The organism is Micromonospora sp. CPCC 205558, from assembly GCF_036902955.1.
Lineage (GTDB): Bacteria > Actinomycetota > Actinomycetes > Mycobacteriales > Micromonosporaceae > Micromonospora.
In genome coordinates, this window is record NZ_JBAKHR010000013.1 from 45,128 (window position 1) to 64,772 (window position 19,645).

18 protein-coding genes are annotated in these 19,645 nt (G+C 71.2%); 11 read left to right on the top strand and 7 right to left on the bottom strand.

The genetic code is table 11. The features are described from left to right. Positions 1 to 59 precede the first annotated feature (59 nt). Complete coding sequence (htpG, locus tag V6U86_RS17250) at positions 60 to 1,988, bottom strand: molecular chaperone HtpG (RefSeq protein ID WP_334504461.1); 1,929 nt, start codon at positions 1,986 to 1,988, stop codon at positions 60 to 62. Between the two features lie 150 nt (positions 1,989 to 2,138). Here htpG and V6U86_RS17255 point away from each other — a divergent pair, with 150 nt between their 5' ends. Continuing rightward, positions 2,139 to 2,837 carry an SDR family oxidoreductase gene (locus V6U86_RS17255; protein WP_334504464.1) on the top strand — a complete coding sequence of 233 codons (699 nt, stop codon included), beginning with the start codon at positions 2,139 to 2,141 and terminating at the stop codon, positions 2,835 to 2,837. A 70-nt stretch (positions 2,838 to 2,907) separates the two neighbouring features. On the opposite strand, the gene V6U86_RS17260 is transcribed toward V6U86_RS17255, so the two are convergent. Then, positions 2,908 to 4,359 (bottom strand): M28 family metallopeptidase, encoded by a 1,452-nt coding sequence (locus V6U86_RS17260; RefSeq protein ID WP_334504466.1) that lies wholly within the window; start codon positions 4,357 to 4,359, stop codon positions 2,908 to 2,910. Positions 4,360 to 4,561: 202 nt separating this feature from the next. On the opposite strand from V6U86_RS17260, the gene V6U86_RS17265 reads away from it, so the two are divergent. Further along, the gene (locus V6U86_RS17265; RefSeq protein WP_334504469.1) at positions 4,562 to 7,366 is read left to right on the top strand and encodes an ATP-binding protein; all 2,805 of its coding nucleotides are present in this window, start codon (positions 4,562 to 4,564) and stop codon (positions 7,364 to 7,366) included. Positions 7,367 to 7,380: 14 nt separating this feature from the next. On the opposite strand, the gene V6U86_RS17270 is transcribed toward V6U86_RS17265, so the two are convergent. Together V6U86_RS17270 and V6U86_RS17275 are read right to left on the bottom strand one after the other, a co-directional pair. Further along, a complete protein-coding gene (locus V6U86_RS17270) occupies positions 7,381 to 8,142 on the bottom strand; it encodes a hypothetical protein (protein WP_334504471.1) in 762 nt (253 codons plus the stop codon). Next, the gene (locus V6U86_RS17275; RefSeq protein WP_334504473.1) at positions 8,139 to 8,639 is read right to left on the bottom strand and encodes a SigE family RNA polymerase sigma factor; all 501 of its coding nucleotides are present in this window, start codon (positions 8,637 to 8,639) and stop codon (positions 8,139 to 8,141) included. The genes V6U86_RS17270 and V6U86_RS17275 overlap by 4 nt, the downstream gene beginning before the upstream one ends. 138 nt (positions 8,640 to 8,777) lie before the next feature. Between V6U86_RS17275 and V6U86_RS17280 the strand changes: the two genes are divergently transcribed. Then, a complete protein-coding gene (locus tag V6U86_RS17280; RefSeq protein WP_334504476.1) occupies positions 8,778 to 9,608 on the top strand; it encodes a DUF3152 domain-containing protein in 831 nt (276 codons plus the stop codon). Positions 9,609 to 9,630: 22 nt separating this feature from the next. Here V6U86_RS17280 and V6U86_RS17285 read toward each other — a convergent pair whose 3' ends face one another. After that, positions 9,631 to 10,299 carry a hypothetical protein gene (locus V6U86_RS17285; protein WP_334504478.1) on the bottom strand — a complete coding sequence of 223 codons (669 nt, stop codon included), beginning with the start codon at positions 10,297 to 10,299 and terminating at the stop codon, positions 9,631 to 9,633. A gap of 403 nt (positions 10,300 to 10,702) precedes the next feature. Between V6U86_RS17285 and V6U86_RS17295 the strand changes: the two genes are divergently transcribed. Continuing rightward, positions 10,703 to 11,263, top strand: a complete 561-nt coding sequence (locus tag V6U86_RS17295; RefSeq protein ID WP_334504480.1) for an AMIN-like domain-containing (lipo)protein — start codon at positions 10,703 to 10,705, stop codon at positions 11,261 to 11,263. A gap of 38 nt (positions 11,264 to 11,301) precedes the next feature. Here the strand turns inward: V6U86_RS17295 and V6U86_RS17300 are convergent, their stop codons facing one another. Next, positions 11,302 to 11,649: a hypothetical protein gene (locus tag V6U86_RS17300; RefSeq protein ID WP_334504483.1), complete on the bottom strand. Its 348-nt coding sequence runs from the start codon at positions 11,647 to 11,649 to the stop codon at positions 11,302 to 11,304. Positions 11,650 to 11,870: 221 nt separating this feature from the next. Beyond that, on the bottom strand, positions 11,871 to 12,185 hold the full coding sequence (locus V6U86_RS17305; RefSeq protein WP_244236292.1) for an L-rhamnose mutarotase: 315 nt from the start codon (positions 12,183 to 12,185) through the stop codon (positions 11,871 to 11,873). A gap of 165 nt (positions 12,186 to 12,350) precedes the next feature. Between V6U86_RS17305 and V6U86_RS17310 the strand changes: the two genes are divergently transcribed. The 7 genes from V6U86_RS17310 to V6U86_RS17340 all read left to right on the top strand — a co-directional run bounded on the left by V6U86_RS17310 (position 12,351) and on the right by V6U86_RS17340 (position 19,579). Next, entirely contained in the window at positions 12,351 to 13,031 is a 681-nt protein-coding gene (locus V6U86_RS17310; RefSeq protein WP_334504488.1) for a response regulator transcription factor, read from the top strand. 12 nt (positions 13,032 to 13,043) lie between these two features. Next, positions 13,044 to 14,498 (top strand): sensor histidine kinase, encoded by a 1,455-nt coding sequence (locus V6U86_RS17315; protein WP_334504490.1) that lies wholly within the window; start codon positions 13,044 to 13,046, stop codon positions 14,496 to 14,498. Beyond that, a complete protein-coding gene (locus V6U86_RS17320) occupies positions 14,495 to 15,394 on the top strand; it encodes a Gmad2 immunoglobulin-like domain-containing protein (protein ID WP_334504493.1) in 900 nt (299 codons plus the stop codon). Before V6U86_RS17315 ends, V6U86_RS17320 begins: the two co-directional genes overlap by 4 nt. Before the next feature lie 373 nt (positions 15,395 to 15,767). Further along, a complete protein-coding gene (locus tag V6U86_RS17325; protein ID WP_334504495.1) occupies positions 15,768 to 15,950 on the top strand; it encodes a hypothetical protein in 183 nt (60 codons plus the stop codon). Further along, positions 15,947 to 17,293 (top strand): glycosyltransferase, encoded by a 1,347-nt coding sequence (locus tag V6U86_RS17330; RefSeq protein ID WP_334504497.1) that lies wholly within the window; start codon positions 15,947 to 15,949, stop codon positions 17,291 to 17,293. Before V6U86_RS17325 ends, V6U86_RS17330 begins: the two co-directional genes overlap by 4 nt. A 128-nt stretch (positions 17,294 to 17,421) precedes the next feature. Then, positions 17,422 to 18,051: a TetR/AcrR family transcriptional regulator gene (locus V6U86_RS17335; protein ID WP_334504500.1), complete on the top strand. Its 630-nt coding sequence runs from the start codon at positions 17,422 to 17,424 to the stop codon at positions 18,049 to 18,051. A 34-nt stretch (positions 18,052 to 18,085) separates the two neighbouring features. Then, positions 18,086 to 19,579: a DHA2 family efflux MFS transporter permease subunit gene (locus tag V6U86_RS17340; protein WP_334504503.1), complete on the top strand. Its 1,494-nt coding sequence runs from the start codon at positions 18,086 to 18,088 to the stop codon at positions 19,577 to 19,579. Positions 19,580 to 19,645 lie beyond the last annotated feature (66 nt).

The window sequence follows — 19,645 nt, forward strand, 5'->3', positions numbered from 1 at the left end:
CGGGTGGATCGGCCGAGCGTTCGCGTGTCCGACGGTTGCGCGGGGCGGGTGTACGCCCGTTACAGGGTGCGCGCGAGCCGGTCGGCGAGGGTCCTGGTGAAGCGGGCCGGGTCGGTCAGCTCACCGCCCTCGGCGAGCACCGCCAGCCCGTAGAGCAGCTCGGCGGTTTCGGTCAGGGCGGCGGGGTCGCTGCCCTGTTCGTGGGCCTTGCGCAGCCCGGACACCAGCGGGTGACCGGGGTTGATCTCCAGGATCCGCTTGGTCGGGGGGACCTCGTGCCCCATCGCCCGGTACATCTTCTCCAGGGTCGGGGTGAGGTCGTGGGCGTCGCCGACGACGCAGGCCGGTGAGGTGGTCAGCCGCGACGACAGACGGACCTCCCGGACACTGTCCGTGAGGGTGGTGCCCAGCCAGTCGAGCAGCGCCGCGAACTCCTGCCGCTGCTGCTCACGCTCGGCCTCGGCCTGCTGCTTCTCCTCGTCGGTGTCCAGGTCGATCTCGCCCTTGGCGATCGAGCGCAGCGGCCGACCGTCGTACGTGCCGACCCGCTCGACCCACACCTCGTCGACCTGGTCGGTGAGGAGCAGCACCTCGTGCCCCTTGGCCCGGAACGCCTCCAGGTGCGGCGAGTTCTCGATGGCGGCCCGGGACTCGCCGGTGGCGTACCAGATGTCGCTCTGGCCGTCCTTCATCCGCGACACGTAGCCGGCCAGGTCGGTGGGCTCGGCCGGGTCGTTGGTGGAGGCCACCGACAGGATGTCCAGCAGGGTGTCCCGGTTGTCGGTGTCGTCGATCAGCCCTTCCTTGACCACCGCGCCGAACTCGGTCCAGAAGGTGCGGTAGCGCTCGGCGTGGTTGGCCTTGAGGTCCTTGACCGTGGCGAGGATCTTCTTGACCAGGCGGCGGCGGACGATCTGGATCTGCCGGTCCTGCTGGAGGATCTCCCGGGAGATGTTCAGCGACAGGTCGTGCGCGTCGACCACGCCCTTGACGAAGCGCAGGTAGGTCGGGACCAGCGCCTCGCAGTCGTCCATGATGAAGACGCGCTTGACGTAGAGCTGGACGCCACGGCGGCCCTGCGGGGAGAACAGGTCCAGTGGGGCGTGGCTGGGCAGGAACAGCAGCGCCTCGTACTCGAAGGTGCCCTCGCCCTTCATGTGCACGACCTCGAGCGGGTCGGCCCAGTCGTGGCTGACGTGCTTGTAGAACTCGTTGTACTCGGCGGCGTCGACCTCGTCGCGGGGCCGCGCCCAGAGCGCCTTCATCGAGTTGAGGGTCTGCACCTCGCGGGTGGCGGCCTCGCCGTCGGCGCCGGCGCGCTCGACGGTCATCCGGATCGGCCAGGCGATGAAGTCGGAGTAGCGCTTGACGATCTCGCGGATGGTCCACTCGGCGGTGTAGTCGTGCAGGTTGTCCTCGGTGTCGGCCGGCTTGAGGTGCAGGGTCACCGTGGTGCCCTGTGGTGCCTCGTCGACCGCCTCGATCGAGTAGGTGCCCTCGCCGGCGGACTCCCAGCGGGTGCCGCCGGTCTCGCCGGCCTTGCGGGTCAGCAGGGTGACCCGGTCGGCGACCATGAACGCGGCGTAGAAGCCGACGCCGAACTGGCCGATGAGGTCCTGCTTGGCGTGGGCGTCGGCGGACTCGCGCAGCTGGCGCAGCAGCTCGGCGGTGCCCGACTTGGCGATCGTGCCGATCAGCTGGACGACCTCGTCGCGGGTCATCCCGATGCCGTTGTCCCGAACGGTGAGGGTGCGCGCGTCGCTGTCGACCTCCAAGGCGACGTGCAGGTCGTCGGTGTCGGCGACCAGGTCCTTGTCGACGAGGGTGGCCAGCCGGAGCTTGTCCAGTGCGTCGGACGCATTCGAGATGAGTTCCCGCAGGAAGACGTCCTTGTTCGAATAGATCGAGTGGACCACCAACTGGAGGAGCTGACGCGCCTCGGCCTGGAATTCCAACGTTTCGGCCTGGTTGCTCACACCGTCTCCCATCTCGGCTCGTACGGAGGTTCGCGGAAAGGATACGAGTCGTCACCGGTCCGGCTGTGGCCGCGTCCGGGTCGTATTCCCGATCCGGCCGCCCACCTCCGGTGAGATAGCTGACTTTGCTTGACAGAAGTCAGGCCGGATACCGTGACCGCCATGAAGATCGCTGGAAGCACTGCCCTCGTCACCGGCGCCAACCGTGGCTTCGGCCGCCACCTGGCCGCCGAACTCCTCGCCCGAGGTGCCACCGTCTACGCCGGCGCCCGCAACCCCGACAGCGTCGACCTGCCCGGCGTGACGCCGGTCCGCCTCGACATCACCGACCCCGCCTCGGTGGCCGCCGCCGCGAAGCTGGCCGGCGACGTGAACCTGCTGATCAACAACGCCGGCATCGACTCCCGGACCGACCTGCTCGACGGCGACCTGGACCTCGTCCGGCTGGAGTTGGAGACCCACTACATCGGCACGCTGTCGACGATCCGGGCGTTCGTGCCGGTCATCGCCGGCAACGGGGGCGGAACGATCCTCAACGTGCTCTCCGTGCTGTCCTGGGTGAACTTCCCGAAGCACGCCGCCTACGGGGCCGCGAAGTCGGCCGAGTGGGCGATGACCAACGCGCTGCGCCTCCAGCTCGCCGAGCGGGGTGTCCGGGTCGCCGCCCTGCACGTCGGCTACATGGACACCGACATGGCCGCCACGGTCACCGACCCGAAGTCCGACCCGGCGGCGATCGCCAAGATCACGGTCGACGGTGTCGAGGCCGACGCGTACGAGATCGTCGCCGACGACATCAGTCGGCGGGTGCAGGCCGGGCTGTCCGGCGGTGTCGCCGCGCTCTACCCACAGCTTCCCTGACCACGGCTTTCTGCCCACGACGCGACGGGCCGCCGCCGGCAACCCGGCGGCGGCCTTTTCGGGTACGCGGTCAGCTCGCCTGCAACGTCACGTCGTCGATCACGAAGCTGGTCTGCAACGACGAGTCCTCGGTGCCGGTGAACCGCAGCGTCACCGTCTGCCCGGCGAACCCGGCCACGTTGAAGCTGCGCTGCACGTAGCCGGTCGCGGCGTTCAGATTCGAGTACGTCGCCAGCGTCGTCGAGCCCACCTGCACGGTGAGCCGGTCGTACGCCGTGGAGCTGGTGGTCTCGGCGGTGTCGATGTGCAGCCAGAACGCCAGCGTGTAGGTCGCGCAACCGGCCGGCAGGGTCACCGACTGGTACAGGTTCTCGGTGCGGGCGCTGCCGTTCCCGTTGAGCCACGCCTTGTACGAACCGGTCCGGGCCGGCTGGCCGCTGGCGTTGGTGATCACGCCGGAGGACGCGGTCCACGGCGTGCTGCCGCTCTCGAAGCCACCGTTTCCGACCACCTGGCCGCCGACGCAGGTCGGGGTGCCGCCGCTCACGGCGAGCTGCCACAGCGCGTACGCGACACCGTCCGCCGCCCGGTTCAGCACGGTGGCGCTGACGTTGGCGGTGGTGTCACAGGACCGGTGGTAGCACGGGTCGTACGCGGAGTTGGCGGTGCCGCCCCACTTGGCCGCCTGGGCGCTGGTCTTGCGGGCGCTGGCGCCGGCGGCGTAGCCCGAGGTGGGGATGCCGGCCTGCTGGAAGTAGTAGTCGTCGGAGCGGCCCTGACCCTCGACGTTCTCCTCCGGTTGCAGGCCCAACGAGTCCCAGTACGCCTTCAGCGGCGCCGCCGTGGTGGAGGTGACCCGGTTGATGAAGTAGCCGCCGTTGACCGAGCCGACCATGTCGAAGTTGTAGTAACCCTTGATGTAGCCGCGCTGGGTGGCGTTGAGCGAGTTGACGTAGAACCGGGAGCCGTTGAGCCCTTGCTCCTCGTCGGTCCACCAGGCGAACCGCACCCGCTTCGTCATTGTCGGGTTCTGTGCGGCCAGGACCAGCGCGTTCTCCAGCAGGGCCGACGAGCCGGTGGCGTTGTCGTTGATGCCCGGACCGGCCGAGACGCCGTCCAGGTGCGCGCCGAACATGACCACCTGGTCGGCCGGGCCGCCGGGCCACTCCGCGATCAGGTTGTTCGAGGGGTACCTGCAGCTGGAGCAGTACTGCTCGCTGACGGTGTAGCCGGCCGACTGGAGCCTGGTCTTGACGTAGCTGAGCGAGGCGGTGTAGCCGGCCGAGCCGGCCCGTCGGTTGCCACCGTTGCTGTTGGCGATGGCGTTGAACTGGGTCAGGTGCGCCTGGACGTTGGTGACGGAGATGTCCGGCGCTGCCAACGCCGCGACGGACGCGGCGATCGGCCGGGACACCGTCGTGGCGATCGGGGGTGCCGCGGTCACCGGTTGGGCGGCCAGCGTCACCGTCGTTGCGGCGAACACGGCGAGCGCGATTCTCGCGCTCAGCGTTCTGCCTCTCATGGGGGCTCCTCGGGGTCGGAGGGATACCCGAGACAATTACAGATGTCGATGTATGAAGCATCGGTCTTTCGTCCCGAACCGCCGCCGGTTCGACGGTGGGTACCGGCGTCGGCACAGCTGAGTAGAAGTGTCAGGATGGGTAGGTAACGCGGCAGGGGTCGTCAGGCCCGGAACGGGGGCTTGCGATGGGGCCGGATCGAGCGTGACACGACCCAGCAGCGACCTGTTCCTCGGCGACGGTGAGACCGCGCGGTTGATGGCAGAGCTGGACTGGGCACGCACCCCGCTCGGCCCGGTCAGCGGATGGCCGCAGAGCCTGCGCGCCGCCGTCCGGATGGTGCTCTCCTCCCAGTACCCCATGCTGCTGCTCTGGGGTGAGAGCTACTCCCAGCTCTACAACGACGCCTACTCGGCCCTGATCGGCGACAAGCACCCGGCCGCGCTCGGCGACGACGTGCGGGTGACCCTGGCCGAAGGCTGGGACGTGCTCGCCCCGCTGATCGAGAAGGCCATGGCGACCGGGGTGGCCAGCTGGGTCCCCGCGCTGCGACTGCTGCTGGAGCGGGCCGGCTACCGCGAGGAGGCGTACTTCAGCGTCTCCCACGCCCCGGCCCGCGACGACGACGGCCGCACCGTCGGCGTGCTGACCGTCTGCAGCGAGGTCACCCAGCAGGTGGTCGGCGAACGCCGACTCCGTCTCCTGCGCGACCTGTCCGTGCTCGGCGACGGGCGCACCGTCGACGTGGACGCCACCGGCGCACGACTGATCCACGTGATCGACGACCACCCCCTGGACGTGCCGTTCGCCGCCATCTACCTGAGCGACGGCGCGGCGCTGCGACGGGTCGCCTGCACCGGCGGCGACCAGGGGCATCCCCGGGCCCTGCCGGACGTCGTCGAGCTGACCGACCCGGGCCCATCCGGGTACGCCTGGGGGCTGGCGGACGCCGCCGAGGGCCGGGCGACCCAGGTGACCGACGTCGCCGACCGGATGCCGCTGCCCGCCGGCCCATGGGACGACCCGGTCCGCACCGCGCTGGCGCTGCCGCTGCCCTCCGGCGACGAGGACCAGCCGCTCGGCGTCCTGCTCGCGGGGGTAAGCCCCAGCCGTGGGCTCGACGAGGCGTACCGCTCCTTCCACCAGCTCCTCGCCCAGCAGATCTCCGTGGCGTTGCGCAACGCCCAGGAGTACGAGGACGAGCGGCGCCGGGTCGAGGCGATGGCGGAACTGGACCGGGTCAAGACCGACTTCTTCGCCAACGTCAGCCACGAGTTCCGTACCCCGTTGACCCTCATCCTCGGCCCGTTGGCCGACGCCCTCACCGACGCCACCGCGCCGTTGCCAGCGGTGCAGCGGGAGCGGGTGGAGACCGGCTGGCGTAACGCCACGCGACTGTTGACGCTGGTCAACAGCCTGCTCACCTTCTCCAGCCTGGAGGCCGGGCGGGCGCGCAGCGACGCCCGGGTGGTCGACCTGGCAGCGCTGACCGCCGAGCTCGCCGGGGTGTTCCGAGCGGCCGTCGAGCGGGCCGGGTTGACTCTCGAGGTGAACTGCCCACCGCTGCCCCGGCCGGTCGCGGTGGACCCGGTCAACTGGGAACGCATCGTCACGAACCTGCTGTCCAACGCCTTGAAGTACACGTTCATCGGTCGCATCCGGGTCAGCCTGGACGCCGACGACGAGGAGGTGCGCCTCACCGTCGCGGACACCGGCATCGGGATCGCGGAACGGGACCTGCCGAAACTCTTCGAACGCTTCCACCGGGTGCGGGGTGCCCGCTCGCGCAGCCACGAGGGCACGGGCATCGGCCTGGCCCTGGTGCACGAGTTGGCCCGGCTGGAGGGCGGCGACGTTCGAGTGACCAGCCAGGTGGGCGTCGGCAGCCGGTTCACCGTGGCGCTGCCCTGGTCGGCGACGCGCCGCACCGCGGTCAGCGGGCCGGTGGCGGACGGGCGGGGTGACGCGGCCCGCGCCGCCGCCGAGGAGGCGGTGGGCTGGCCCACCGAACCGGGCGATGCGGCGACCGAGCCCGATCCCGCGTACCGACCGGCAACCGGCGCGACCGCGAGCAGCAAAGCCACGGACGAGTTGGCCGGCGCCCGGATCCTGCTCGCCGACGACAACGCCGACGTGCGGGCCTACCTCACCCGGCTACTCACCGGGCAGGGCTGGCGGGTGCTGGCCGTCACCGACGGCCAGCAGGCCCTCGACGAGATCCACCGCGACCTGCCGGACCTGGTTCTGACCGACGTGATGATGCCGGTACTGGACGGCTTCGACCTGGTGCGCCGACTCCGGGCGGACCCGGCCACCCGGACGCTGCCGGTACTGGTCCTCTCCGCCCGTGCCGGCGGGGAGGCCAGCGTGGAGGGCCTGCACCTGGGCGCCGACGACTACCTGGTGAAACCGTTCGCCGCCGCCGAGTTGATCGCCCGGATCCGGGCCAGCATCCGCCGAGCCCGCGACCGTAGCCCTGCGGCGGCCCTCGGCCGCGACCCGACGACGGTCGCTGCCCCAACTCCCCCGGCACGACCCGCCCCCGCCGGCCCGGTCACGCCGGCACCGGCGCTCGAACCCGTCCGCGACGCGGCCGTGGTCGCGGAGGCGCCGGCCGACCCGGACGTGCTGGGCGGCCTCCTGGACGTCGGGTGGACGTACCCCTCCGAACCCACCTCGGCCGCGGCGATGCGTCGGGACGTCCGCGGCGCCCTGGGTGACCTGAACGTCGACCCGGACGTGCTGGAAGATCTCCTGCTCGCCGCCTCCGAGGCCGTGAACAACGCCGTCGAGCACGCGCAGCGACCGAGCCGTCCGGAGGTGCGGATGCGCGTCCAGGTGGGCGCCGGCCTGATCCGGATCTCGGTACGGGACTTCGGCACCTGGCGGGACCGCCGGCCGGCGATGGACCGGGGGCGCGGCGCGCTGCTGATGAACGCCTACGGCGACGTGCGCCTGGTCTCCACCGCCGAGGGCACGACGGTGACCATCGAGCGTCGACTGGCCTGAGCGCCGGCAGCGCGTCAGAGTCGGCGGCCGCCGCCGTCGCGGGCGATGATGCCGTCCAGCCGCTTCCCCGGCGTGACGTGCGCCGGGTCGAACCAGAAGATCACCACCTGACTGTCGAAACTCCACCGCGCCACTCGGGCATCGACCTGCCGACCGCCCACGGTGCCGATGATCCGCTTGGCGGGGCCGACGAAGTAACCGAAGGTGGGCACCGGCGCGGGGGCTGAGCCCTCGTCGTAGCCGATCTGGTGGAACCCGGCGCTGCGATCACTGCCGTCGACGTCGTTGACCAGGATGTCAGTGGTCAACGAGCCGCCCGACGCCTGGCGACCGGCGGCCAGACCGATGGACACCTTGGGTTCGCCAGGCACGGACACCGGGACGAAGTAGTAGACCCGACGCTCGGAGCCGTGCCGCACCCCGCTGTTCACCAACTGGCCCAGGGGCTTCGGTGGCGGCTCGTCGTTGCCCACCGACGGCGGTGGCGTGGGTTCCAGCGACTTCTCCGCCATCGACGAGACACCGACCGACGGCGGAGCGACGGCGACCGGCGGTGGGCGTTCGGTCGGTGCCGGATCGCCCCACCCGGACGCGCCGACCGCCACCACGACGACCACGGCGGCCAGGCCGGTCGCGAGGGTCGCCGCACCGGCTCCGGCGACGCGCCGACGGGTACGCAACCGACGTCCGTCACGCAGCACGGTGGCCAGATCGAGCACGGCGTCGGGACGCTCGGTCGCCTGCATGGCGTGGCGAAGCCGTTCCAGCTCGCTCATCGGCGCGCCTCCTCATCGGCCATCCGCGGCGTGGCGCTGCGCAACTTCTCCAGAGCTCGCGAGCTGGTGCTCTTGACCGTGCCGACGGACACGGAAAGCTCCCGGGCCACCTGCGCCTCCGGCAGGTCGAAGTAGTAGCGCAGGACGACGATGGCGCGCTCCCGATGGCTGAGCGCACCGAGGATGGCTATCAACCAGCGCCGCGTTGCCACGTCGTCGGCCACATCGCCACGCCGCTGCTCCGGCACCTCGTCGGTCGGGTACTCCCGCATCGGTCGTCGCCACCCGTCCACCAGATGGTTGACCAGCGTGCGGCGCGCGTACCCGTAGGCGTCGTCGTCGTGGATCCGCGACCACGACGCGTAGGTCCGGACCAGGGCGGTCTGCGCGGCGTCCTCGGCCTGGTGGTGGTCGCCGGTCATCAGGAACGCGGCGTGTATCAGTCGCGCGGACGCGGCCCGCGCGAACTCGACGAATTCCGCGTCACCCCGCGCCACCGCGAACCCTCCCCGTGCCACAGAGCTAGAGACGGGCGGGGCCGGCGAAAGGTTGAGCGCTGGGTCACATCAACTTTTCGCCACGGTCACCCGTCTTCTCCTCCGCGCCGCCGCCAAGCGACGCGCGAGGGGAGAGACATGTCGACGAAGGTTACCCGCCGCTGGGGTCCCGCCTCGATGGCGTCGCTGCTGGTGGTGGCGTTGCTCACCGGATGCGGTCTGCCGGCCGCCGGGCAACCCGTCACCGAGCCGGTAGCCGCCGGACCACTGCCCGGCGGGCCGGCGACAACCTCCGGTCGACCGACCGCAACCGCCGAGGCCCGACCCAGTTCCGCGCCGGTAATCCCGGTCAGCTACCCGGCCACCGGCGGTAACCGCTGGTCGGTGGCGCCCGGCGAGGCAGCGGCCGCACGCGGGACAAAGGGCCGGTTGCTGCGCTATCGGGTCGCCGTGGAACGCGACATCCGAGGTTTGCCGGCGGCTGACATCGCGACGGCGATCACCACGACGTTGAACGACCCGCGCGGCTGGACGGCGGGCGGGGCGTGGCGGCTGCGCCGGGTCGGCGCCGGCGAACCGACCGACTTCACCATCTACCTGGCGACCCCCGGCACCCGCGACGCTCTCTGCCAGGACGTGCCGGACGCCTACACCTCGTGCCGCAACGGTGCCCGGGTGGTGCTCAACGTGGCGCGTTGGGTCAAGGGGGTGCCGCGTTACGGCGCGAGCCTGGACACCTACCGGCAGTACATGGTCAACCACGAGGTGGGCCACAAACTGGGGTACGGCCACGAGCGGTGCCCCGGACGGGGCCGGCCGGCGCCGGTGATGCAGCAGCAGACGCTGGGCCTGCACGGCTGCACCGCGAACGCCTGGCCGTACCCGAAGGGCAAGGTCCGCTACAGCGGGCCGGTCGGGGCGTACGACGACGAGATCCCCCGGCGTGAGGGCGCCTACCCGGCGCGCTGAGATCGGCGGTGGCGGTCTGCCCTCAGGTTCGCCGGCGGCGTTCCTGTTCGAGTCGCTCGTCCAGCCGCCCCATCTCGTAGATGGTGTTGAGGCTGGTCGGCAACTGGCTGACGTTGTCCGGCACCGGGTCGGGGTCCGGGGCCGGTCCCGGGTCCGGCAAGGGACCGAGGTCCGGCACGGGTGCCACGGCGGGCACGGGGGCCCGGCGGCGCAGGAGCAGCAGTGCCAGCACCGCGAGGAGCCCCACGACCAACAGGTACGACGCGGGTGGCCAGGTGTCGCGGGTGGGGCTGGCGAGCGCCGGCAGGGCGGTCGGCTCGGGGCGGTCGCCGTCGCGGCGAGGCACGACGGCCTCGCGGGTGGAGGTGCTCTCGCCATCGGTGCGAGCAGGGGCGGCGGGTGCCGGGATATCGCCCGCCGAACTGGAGGGCACCGGGATCACGGTGGACGCCACCGGGCCGGGCTGGTCGGCGACCGGCGAACGACTCGGGGTGGGTGCCCCGGTCGGGGTGGGTGCCCCGGTCGGGGTGACGCTCGGCGTCGGAGCGGCACTGGGCGGGTCGCCACCGAGCAGGTCGTCGACGATCTGGCCGACGCCACCGATGATGTCGCCGAGCGGATTCGAGGTGGCCGACGGGGATGGCGCCGGAGCGAGTGCCAGGGTCAGCGCGAGGACGACGACGGTAGGCATGAAGCCACCTCCGGTGTGCCGATATGCCACGCACCGTATCGCATCGTGAGATCCCGTGGTGACACCGGCACACGGGGGCGGGAGCGCATCGGGCGCGCTTCCTCGCCCACGGTGTCCCAGCTGGTCAGACGGGCAGGCCGCCGACCTGAGTGGAGATCCACGATCGTATGGACGCAAGGTCCACATAGGTGGACGGGCCGGTGGCGCAGGTGGAGTTGTTGTTGCCGGCCCGACTCGTCGCACCGATCAGGTTCCATACTCCGTCATACCGCCAGGTCAGCGGCTGTTACCCAGCGGTTACGCCGCAGCGAAGCTCCTGTGCCGGGGCAGGACGACGGTGGCGGCAGAGGGTCACCGGCAGCACCGCCGCGACGTGGCCCCGACACCGAACGGAGAAACCACAATGAGGATCAGGAGCGCGGTGACCGCGTTGGCGGTCGTCCTCGCCGGGCTGGTCGCCAGCGCCGGCAGCAGCACGGCGGGCGGCACGACCGCGTCGCCGTACTGCGGGATCACCTGGGGCAGCGCGGACAAGTCGGCCGGCGCGCTGAGCGACGCCCCGCTGGTCGAGGTACGGACCGGCCGGCACGACTGCTACGACCGGGTGGTGTTCGAGTTCAACGGCCCGGTCGACGGCTACTCGATCGGCTACGGCGAGACGTGGACCGAGGGCGAAGGGCTGGCGCTGTCGCCGTACACCGCCGGGGGCGCGCTGCTGCGGGTCTCGCTACGGGCCCCCGCGTACGACGACGACCACCTGGGCACCGTGCCCTACGCGGTCGGCGAGCACGTGGCGAACGTGCTGCGCTACCCGACGCTGCGCGACGTGGTCTTCGGCGGCAGCTTCGAGGGCTACAGCACCTTCGCCGTCGGTGTACGGGCGCGGTTGCCGTTCCGCGTGCTCGTGCTCGCCGGCCCCGGCACTCACAGCCGGGTGGTGCTCGACGTCGCCCACCAGTGGTGAGAGGCGCCGTTGGCCATCCATCGGGTGAGGCGGGTCCGTCAACTGGCCCGGTAGCTGAGGTAGCGGCCCTCGGGCCAGCTGTGGAAGTTGTTGAGCTCGTACCCCGGCCCGGTGCAGTCGGCCGTCCGGTAGCCGGGGACGCTGCGGAAACCGCCGCTCCAGGGGAGCACCCAGGTCGCCTCGGCCGGAACCGGACGGCAGACGCCGTCGGGAGTGGCCTGCCTGCCGACCACTTCGGTGGGGTAGCTGGAGTAGAAGACCAGGCCCTTGTCGGGGCTCTGGACCGGCTCGCCAGCGGCTGCGGGCGACGCCGGCAGCGTCACGGTCAGCGTGGTGATCAGTGCGGCGGCGAGACCCGCGGCGACCCGATCGGCGGCTTTGCGCATGGTTGTCCTCCCGAGACGGATTCAATCGACCTGCGTCGATGCTCTGCCAAGAAGGTTTAGGTGTCAAGTAAAAGACATCACCGGGCGCCCGCACTGCGGAACGAGCCGGCAACCTCCCCGCCTCGCCGATCATGGAGTTGTGGTGGGCGACAAAATCGCCACAGACCAATCACATTGGGCACCACACCTCCATGATCGACGCCGGGAAGCGGCCCGGGAGGCTACGCCTCGTCGGCCAGGTGCCAGACCTCGCGCATCGGAGCCCACCAGTCCCCGGACCCGGGCTCGGCGATCGACTCCTGACACGGGTCGGTCAGCTTCCACCACTCCTGCGTCTGCGGGTCTGCGGCGATCAGCCGCTGATCGGCCTCGTAGTCGTCGCCGACGTACTCGTAGTAGCCGAAGAGCAGGTCGTCGTGGAGGAAGATGGTGTAGTTGCGGAAGTTCGCCTCGCGCAGCGTCTTCTCGACGCTCGGCCAAACCTCGGCGTGTAGCCGCAGGTAGTTCTCCCGCTGCTCGGGGCGGAGTCGGATCACGCAGCCATGACGTTGCACGTCGTGCCCTTTCGAGTGAGCTGATTCAGGGGTGCCGAAGGCACCTGACCGTAGCGGTTGGACGGTCGGTCAGGGGGCCAGCCGGGCCACCGATGCCGACCGTTTCGCCAGGACTACGTACGGTGGCAACGGGTCTACCCTCGGGTGATGGAGGGCCGCGTGTTGGTGGTCGAGGACGACTTCTCGATCCGGGAGGTCACCGCCCTCGGCCTGCGCCGCGCCGGGTTCCGGGTCGACACCGCGATCGACGGGCGGCAGGCACTGGCCGCGTTCCGCGCGCACCCGGTCGACCTGATCGTGCTCGACATCATGCTGCCGGTCCTGGACGGTCTGCAGGTCTGCCGGGAGATCCGGCGGAGCAGTCAGGTGCCGATCCTGATGCTGACCGCGCGCACGGACACCATCGACGTGGTGGTCGGGCTGGAGTGCGGCGCGGACGACTACCTGCGCAAGCCCTTCGACCTGCCCGAGCTGGTGGCCCGGGTCCGCTCGGTGCTGCGTCGGGTGAACGTGCCGGCCCCGTCGACCGTCATCGAGGTCGACGGCCTGGAGATCGACCCGGGTGGCTTCGTGGTCCGCCAGCACGGCCGGGAGGTGACGCTGACCTCCACCGAGTTTCGTCTGCTACTGGAGCTGGCCCGCCGCCCCGGCCAGGTCTTCACCCGGGAGCTGCTGCTGGACCTGGTCTGGAACCACGACTTCCTCGGCGACTCCCGACTGGTCGACGTTGCCGTGCAGCGGCTACGGGCCAAGATCGAGGACGATCCGGCGCAGCCACGGCTGATCCGGACCGTACGCGGCGCCGGCTACAAACTGTCGACGGGCTGACGGGGGGCGGCGATGGCCGGACGCGCGGTGCTCCCAGGCCGCCTGCGGCTTCGGCTGACGATCGCGTTCGTCCTGGTCGCCGGCGTCTCGGCCGGGCTGCTCGCCGGCGGGACGGGGCTGCTGCTGCGGCGGTCCTGGTTGGACGCGTCGCTGCACGAGGCCGCCGCCGACGCCCGCTACCAACTCGTGCTCGCTGGGCAGTTCCTGCCGCTGACCGAGCAGCGCAGCACCGAACTGCTCACCAGTTTCGAGGCCAGCGGCCGGCACGTGGTGCTCGTCGACGGCCCGACCCGCGCCTCGCACCCCGCGTACGCCCCGGTGCTGGGCACCCGGTTGCGGGCCGTCGTCGCGGACGGGCGGCTCGGCTACCAGCGCTCCGCGCCGGCGGAGCGTCCCCGACTGCTGGTCGTCGGCGGGCGGATTCCCGGCTCGACCGCCGAGCTGTACGTCCTCACCGTGGAGAACGACGTCGCCACCGACCTGGGTCAGCTGGGCACCGCGTTGGTGGCCGGCTGGGTGCTCGTGGTGTTGCTCGCCGCCGCCGTGGGTCACGCGTTGGCCCGCCGCACGTTGGAGCCGGTGGGCCGGGCCAGCCGGGCCGCCCGAGCGCTCACCGAGGGCCTGCTCGCCACCCGCCTGCCGGTACGCGGGCGCGACGAGTTCAGCGTCTGGGCGTCGACGTTCAACGAGATGGCCGAGGCACTGGAGTCGAAGATCGCGGCGTTGTCGGCCGCGCAGGCCCGCGAGCGGCGGTTCACCGCCGACGTCGCGCACGAGCTGCGTACCCCGGTGACCGCGTTGGTGGCCGCGGCGTCGTTGCTGCGCGAGCACCTCGACCAGCTGCCCGACGCCGCCCAGCCGTCCGCCCGGCTGCTGGTCGGCGACGTGGTCCGGCTACGCCGGCTGGTCGAGGACCTGATGGAGATCTCCCGGCTGGACGCCGGACGGGAGCAGTTGGTCGTCGGGCCGGTCGACGCGTTGGCGCTGCTGCACGGCATCGTCGCGACACGCGGCTGGGCGGCGCGGGTGCGGGTCACCGGTGATCCGGTCGCGTTGCGCACCGACCCGCGTCGGCTGGAGCGGGTGCTGGCCAATCTGGTCGCCAACGCGGTCGAGCACGGCGGTGGAGAGATCACGGCCAGCGTGGCGGGCGCGGGCCCCCTGGTCGTCTTCGAGGTCACCGACCAGGGGCCCGGCATCCCGGCTGAGCATCTGCCCCGCGTGTTCGACCGGTTCCACCAGGTCGACGCGTCCCGCTCCGCGCCGGGAAGTGGGCTCGGGCTGGCCATCGCGCGGGAGCACACCGACCTGCTCGGCGGCGCGCTGGCAGTGCGCAGCGAACCGGGCGAGGGCACCCGGTTCCGGCTGGAGTTACCCGCTGACGGGCCGGCCGGTCCGCCCGGTGACGGGCCCGCCGACCCGGGTCCGCGCGGACGCGCCGCTGACCCGGTGGGCGGTGTGGGATGAGCCGCCTCGGCCCGGTCAGGCTGGGCATACCGGCGCTCGTCGCGGCGCTCCTGCTCGCCGGCTGCGGCACTCCCCGCTCCGGCGACCTGGGCCCGGCACCCACCGCGCCGCCGACGAGCGCCGCACCCGCCGACCGCCCGGAACCCGCCCCGACCCGGGCCCCGGAGCCGACGCCACCAGCCACAAACCGACCGCCGGGTCCGTCGGCGGCGGCGTCCACCGGCGCGCGCCGGCCGGACCTGGTGACCATCGAGCTGTGGTACGTCCGCGCCGGGCTGCTGGTGCCGACCCGACGCACCCGGCCGGCCACTGTCGCGACGTCCCGGCTGGCGCTGACCGAACTGGCTGCCGGGCCGAGCCGGGCCGAGGCCGCCACCGGGATGACCACCCTGCTCCCGGCCGGCGTCGAGGTCACCCGCATCGCCGACGGCGTGGCGACGCTGCGGGTGCCGTCCGGCGGCGACCCGGTCACGCGGCGGCTGCGCGAGGCGCAGGTGGTGTGGACGCTCACCCAGTTCCCCACCGTGCGGCAGGTCCGCCTCGACGGGGAGGCGCCGGTCGACCGGGCGGACTACGCGGATCTCCTGCCACCGATCGTGGTCACCGGGCCGATCGTCGGCGAACGAGTGACCACCCCACTCGTCGTCACCGGCACCGCCGACGTGTTCGAGGCCACGGTGAGCGTTCGGGTGCTGGACGCCGCCGGCCGGGAGGTGGCCACCGGCTTCGGCACCGCCAGTTGCGGCAGCGGCTGCCGGGGCGGCTACCGGGTGCAGGTCGGCTGGCGCACGACCCGGGAACAGAAGGGCACGATCGAGGTGTACGAGGTGTCCGCGCGTGACGGCTCGCGGATCAACACGACGGTCGTGCCGGTGATCCTCACCGCCGCCGACTGACCGCCTCGCCCGAGCGGGTGTTAACCCGATGCGTCATCGGTTTGTCGAGCGTGACGTGCGGCCCTGACGTCTACCCGACAGCGCAGATCGTCGTCGGCATTTTCCGAGCCGACCCGGTCACGCGGTGAAAGCGCAGGCCAGACGCCGTGGGCCGGTACGAACGTCGCCGACACGCCGGTGACGGGGACGCCGGTCGGGGCTGGCCGGACGACGGTTCGCGGGACCTTCGCGATTGACCTCGACAGACATGTTTGCGAACGTGAGCGCGTCGTAGCGCACAGTCACATTCGCTGCTCAGTCCGGTGGTGAACCGGCGACAGTGGAAAGCGGTCGCCGCGACAGCCTCACATCCCTCACAGAGCGGAGATACATCATGTCCGGTGGCAGCCTTCCCCGTACCGGTATGGGCGTTGTCACGATCGGCGGCGCGGCCGGTATCGGTAGCTACACCCTCCCCCTGCCGCTCACCATCGCCATCACCGGAGCCGCCGCCGTGCTCGTCGGCTTCATCATGATCCGGATGACGTTCCGTCGTCAGCAGTCGGTCGGCCAGTGACCGCGAGCGTCACCAGGGGTCGTGTCCTGTTCGCCGCGGCGGTCGTCCTGGCCGCCGCGGCGGCGTGGACCGCCCATCACGTTCTCGCCGTGATCGGCGCCATCGACGGAGGCGGTCACCGCTTCACCTTCGCGTACGCCGCCATGTTCCTCCTGCTGATCTGGCAGCTCGGCACCTCCTACCTGGAGAAGCCGGTTGTGGTCACCGACCGGATGCAGGGGCACCTCGACGCTCTGCACGTGGTGGGCATCGTGCCGGCGTACAACGAGGATCCGGGCGCTCTGCGCGCCTGCCTCGAATCCATGATCTTCCAAACACGCAGACCGAACACCATCTACGTGGTGGACGACGGGTCGAAGCTGACCGAGGGCTACCAGCCGATCAAGCGGTGGTTTCTCGACGTCGCCCCCGTACACGGCATCATCGCCGCCTGGCACATCCAACCCAACGCCGGGAAACGGCACGCCCAGGCGGCCGCGGTGCGCTCGACTCCGTCCGCCGACGTCTACTGGACGGTGGACTCGGACACCATCTCGGACCCGAACGCCCTGCGGGAGTTGTTGAAGCCCTTCGCCGATCCGGCGGTGCAGTCCGTCGCGGGCGTGGTGATGGCCGCGAATGTCCGCAGCAGCTTCCTCACCCGGTTCACCGACCTGTGGCTGGTGACCGGGCAGCTCACCGACCGGTCGTCGCTGTCGGTGTTCGGGTGCGTGTGGGTGAACTCGGGCCCGATCGCCGCCTACCGCGCGGAGGTGGTTCGCGACAACCTCGGCGCGTATCTGACAGAGACGTTCTTCGGCCAGCGGGTGCCCTTCTCCGACGACTCCCTGCTCACCCTCTTCGCGATGATCCGGGGGCGGACCGTGCAGCAGCCGTCGGCGTTCGCGTTCTCCCTCATGCCGGAGAACGCCGGGCACTTCTGCCGGATGTTCCTACGCTGGATGCGCGGCAGCTTCATCAGGACCTGGTGGCGGGTCCGCTACCTGTCGTTGCGGTCGATCGCGTGGTGGCTGCACCTGCTGCGCTGGGCGGCCACGGTGGTCGCGACGGTGCTGTTCGTGGCGGTGGCGATCCTGTCGCCGATCATCGACCCCGATCCGCGGGCACTTCCGTGGCTGGTGGCGGTGCCGTTGATCGTCGGGTACGGGCAGGCGCTGCGCTACCTGACGGTACGACGATCGGACCAGTCGACGGCCTACCAGTGGGGCACCTGGCTCCTCACGCCTGTCGCGGTGGTGTTCGCCCTGGTCGTGCTGCGGGCGATCCGCTGGTACGGCATCGCCACCTGCTGGCGCACCGGCTGGGGCACCCGCAAGAAGGTGGAAGTGGCCCTGGGCTCCTGACCACCGGGGCTGACGCCATGTGAAACGTGATCGTTTCGTCGACTGAGTGCGAGGCAACTCACGAAAGCCTGCACGATCAGCGAACCGCGAACTAGTGTCAGTACGACATCGTTTCGCGGGGGGTCGGGGTGCTGGATAGTCAGCAGGTGGACGCGGGCGCCGGGGTGCCGGTTGCCCGGGCTCCGCGCTGCACCGACAGCGACCTGTTCACCGTCGTCATCGAGACCCTGCGCGAGGTCGGCTACGACCGGATGACCATCGACGCCGTCGCCGCCCGCGCCCACGTCAGCAAGGCCACCATCTACCGGCGCTGGGACGGCAAGGCCGAGCTGGTCATCGCCGCCCTGCGCGACCGGCACGTGGGTGTGCACAACCCGCCCGACACCGGCTCCCTGCGCGGGGACCTGGTCGAGTTGCTGCGGGCCACGGCCGCGATCTGCACGGCCGACTGCGACCTGATGCAGGCGTTGACCTTCGCCATGCGGACCAACCCCGAGCTGGAACGCCTGGTGCGCCACCAGGTGCTGCCGGCCGGGCGGGTGGCCAGCACCGCCATCCTGGTCCGGGCCGCTGCCCGCGGGGAGATCCCGCCGGAGGCCGGCGAGCGGGAGATCTTCCACGATCTGGCGCCCGCGCTCACCTTGTCCCGCATCGTCGCGCACGGCCTACCCGCCGATGACGCGTTCCTCACCCAGGTCGTCGACCAGGTGCTGATCCCGGTGCTCCGGTATCAGCACGACCGTCCGTCGCCGGCCTGATTCACCGAATTTTCGCAACACGGAAGGCTTCACCATGCCCGGAACCACCTCGACCGCGCCCGGCGCGCCCAACGCCGGGGCGTCGACAGGCGCACCGCATCCGCGGCGCTGGATCGCGCTGGCGGTCATCGCGGTCTCACAACTGATGGTCGTCCTGGACGCCACCATCGTGAACATCGCGCTGCCGCAGGCCCAGGCCGACCTGGGGATCACCGACGCGAACCGGCAGTGGGTGATCACCGCCTACACGCTGGCCTTCGGTGGTCTGCTGCTGCTCGGCGGTCGCATCGCCGACTTCTGGGGGCGCAAGCGCACCTTCCTGGTCGGCATGACCGGTTTCGCGCTCGCCTCCGCCCTGGGCGGTCTGGCCACCACCGGTGAGATGCTCTTCGCCGCCCGCGCGTTGCAGGGCGCCTTCGGTGCGCTGCTCGCCCCTGCCGCGCTGGCGCTGCTCACCGTTCTCTTCACCGAGACCACCGAACGGGCCAAGGCCTTCGCGGTGTATGGCGCTATCGCCGGCGGTGGGTCCGCTGTCGGCCTGCTGCTCGGCGGGGTGCTCACCGAGTACGCCGACTGGCGCTGGTGCCTGCTGGTCAACATCCCGGTCGCCGCCATCGCCATCGCCTTCGCGCTCCCGCTGGTGCCCGAGAGCCGGGCCCACGGCAACACCCGCTACGACGTACCCGGTGCGATCGTGGTGACCGCCGGCCTGGTCTCCCTGGTGTACGGCTTCACCAAGGCCGCCGAGGATGGCTGGGACGCCACCGCGACGCTCGGTTTCATCGCCGCGGGCGTGGTGCTGCTCGTCGCCTTCGTGATGATCGAGCTACGCTCCAGTCACCCGCTGCTGCCGCTGCGGATCCTGCTGGACCGCAACCGGGGCGGGGCGTTCCTCACCTCGACGCTGATCGGCGCGGGTCTGTTCGGGGCGTTCCTCTTCCTGACCTTCTACTTCCAGGTGGTGCTGCAGTACAAGCCCCTGGAAGCGGGTCTCGCCTCCCTGCCGGTCACCGCCGGTGTGCTGATCGCCGCGGGCGGAGCCAGCCAGCTGATGCCCCGGTTGGGTGCCAAGCCGCTGATGGTCGCCGGTGCGGCGCTCGCCGCCCTGGGCATGCTGGTGCTGACCCAGATCGACGTGGACACCCCGTTCCTCACCCACCTGCTGCCCGCGCAGGTCATCCTGGGCCTGGGGCTGGGCTTCACCTTCGTCCCGCTGTCCAGTCTCGCCCTGGTCGGGGTGCCGGAGCACGACGCCGGCGCGGCCAGCGCGACGCTCAACGCCACCCAGCAGATCGGTGGCTCGCTCGGCACCGCCCTGCTGAACACCTTCTACACCAGCGCGGTCGCCGCCTATCTGGTCGGCCGGGCGCCGAACCCGGTCAACCAGGTCGAGGCACTGGTGCACGGCTACCGGGTGGCCTTCGCCTGGGGTGCGGCACTGATCGTGCTCGCCGGGCTGGCCACCCTGATCCTGGTGAGGGTCCGCAAGGAGGACATCCCGACCGGCAACACCGTGCACATGGGTTGAGCTGACCGACGTGGCCGCCGGCCGGAACGCCCCGACCGTGGGGTGGGCCGGCCAATGGCCACGTCC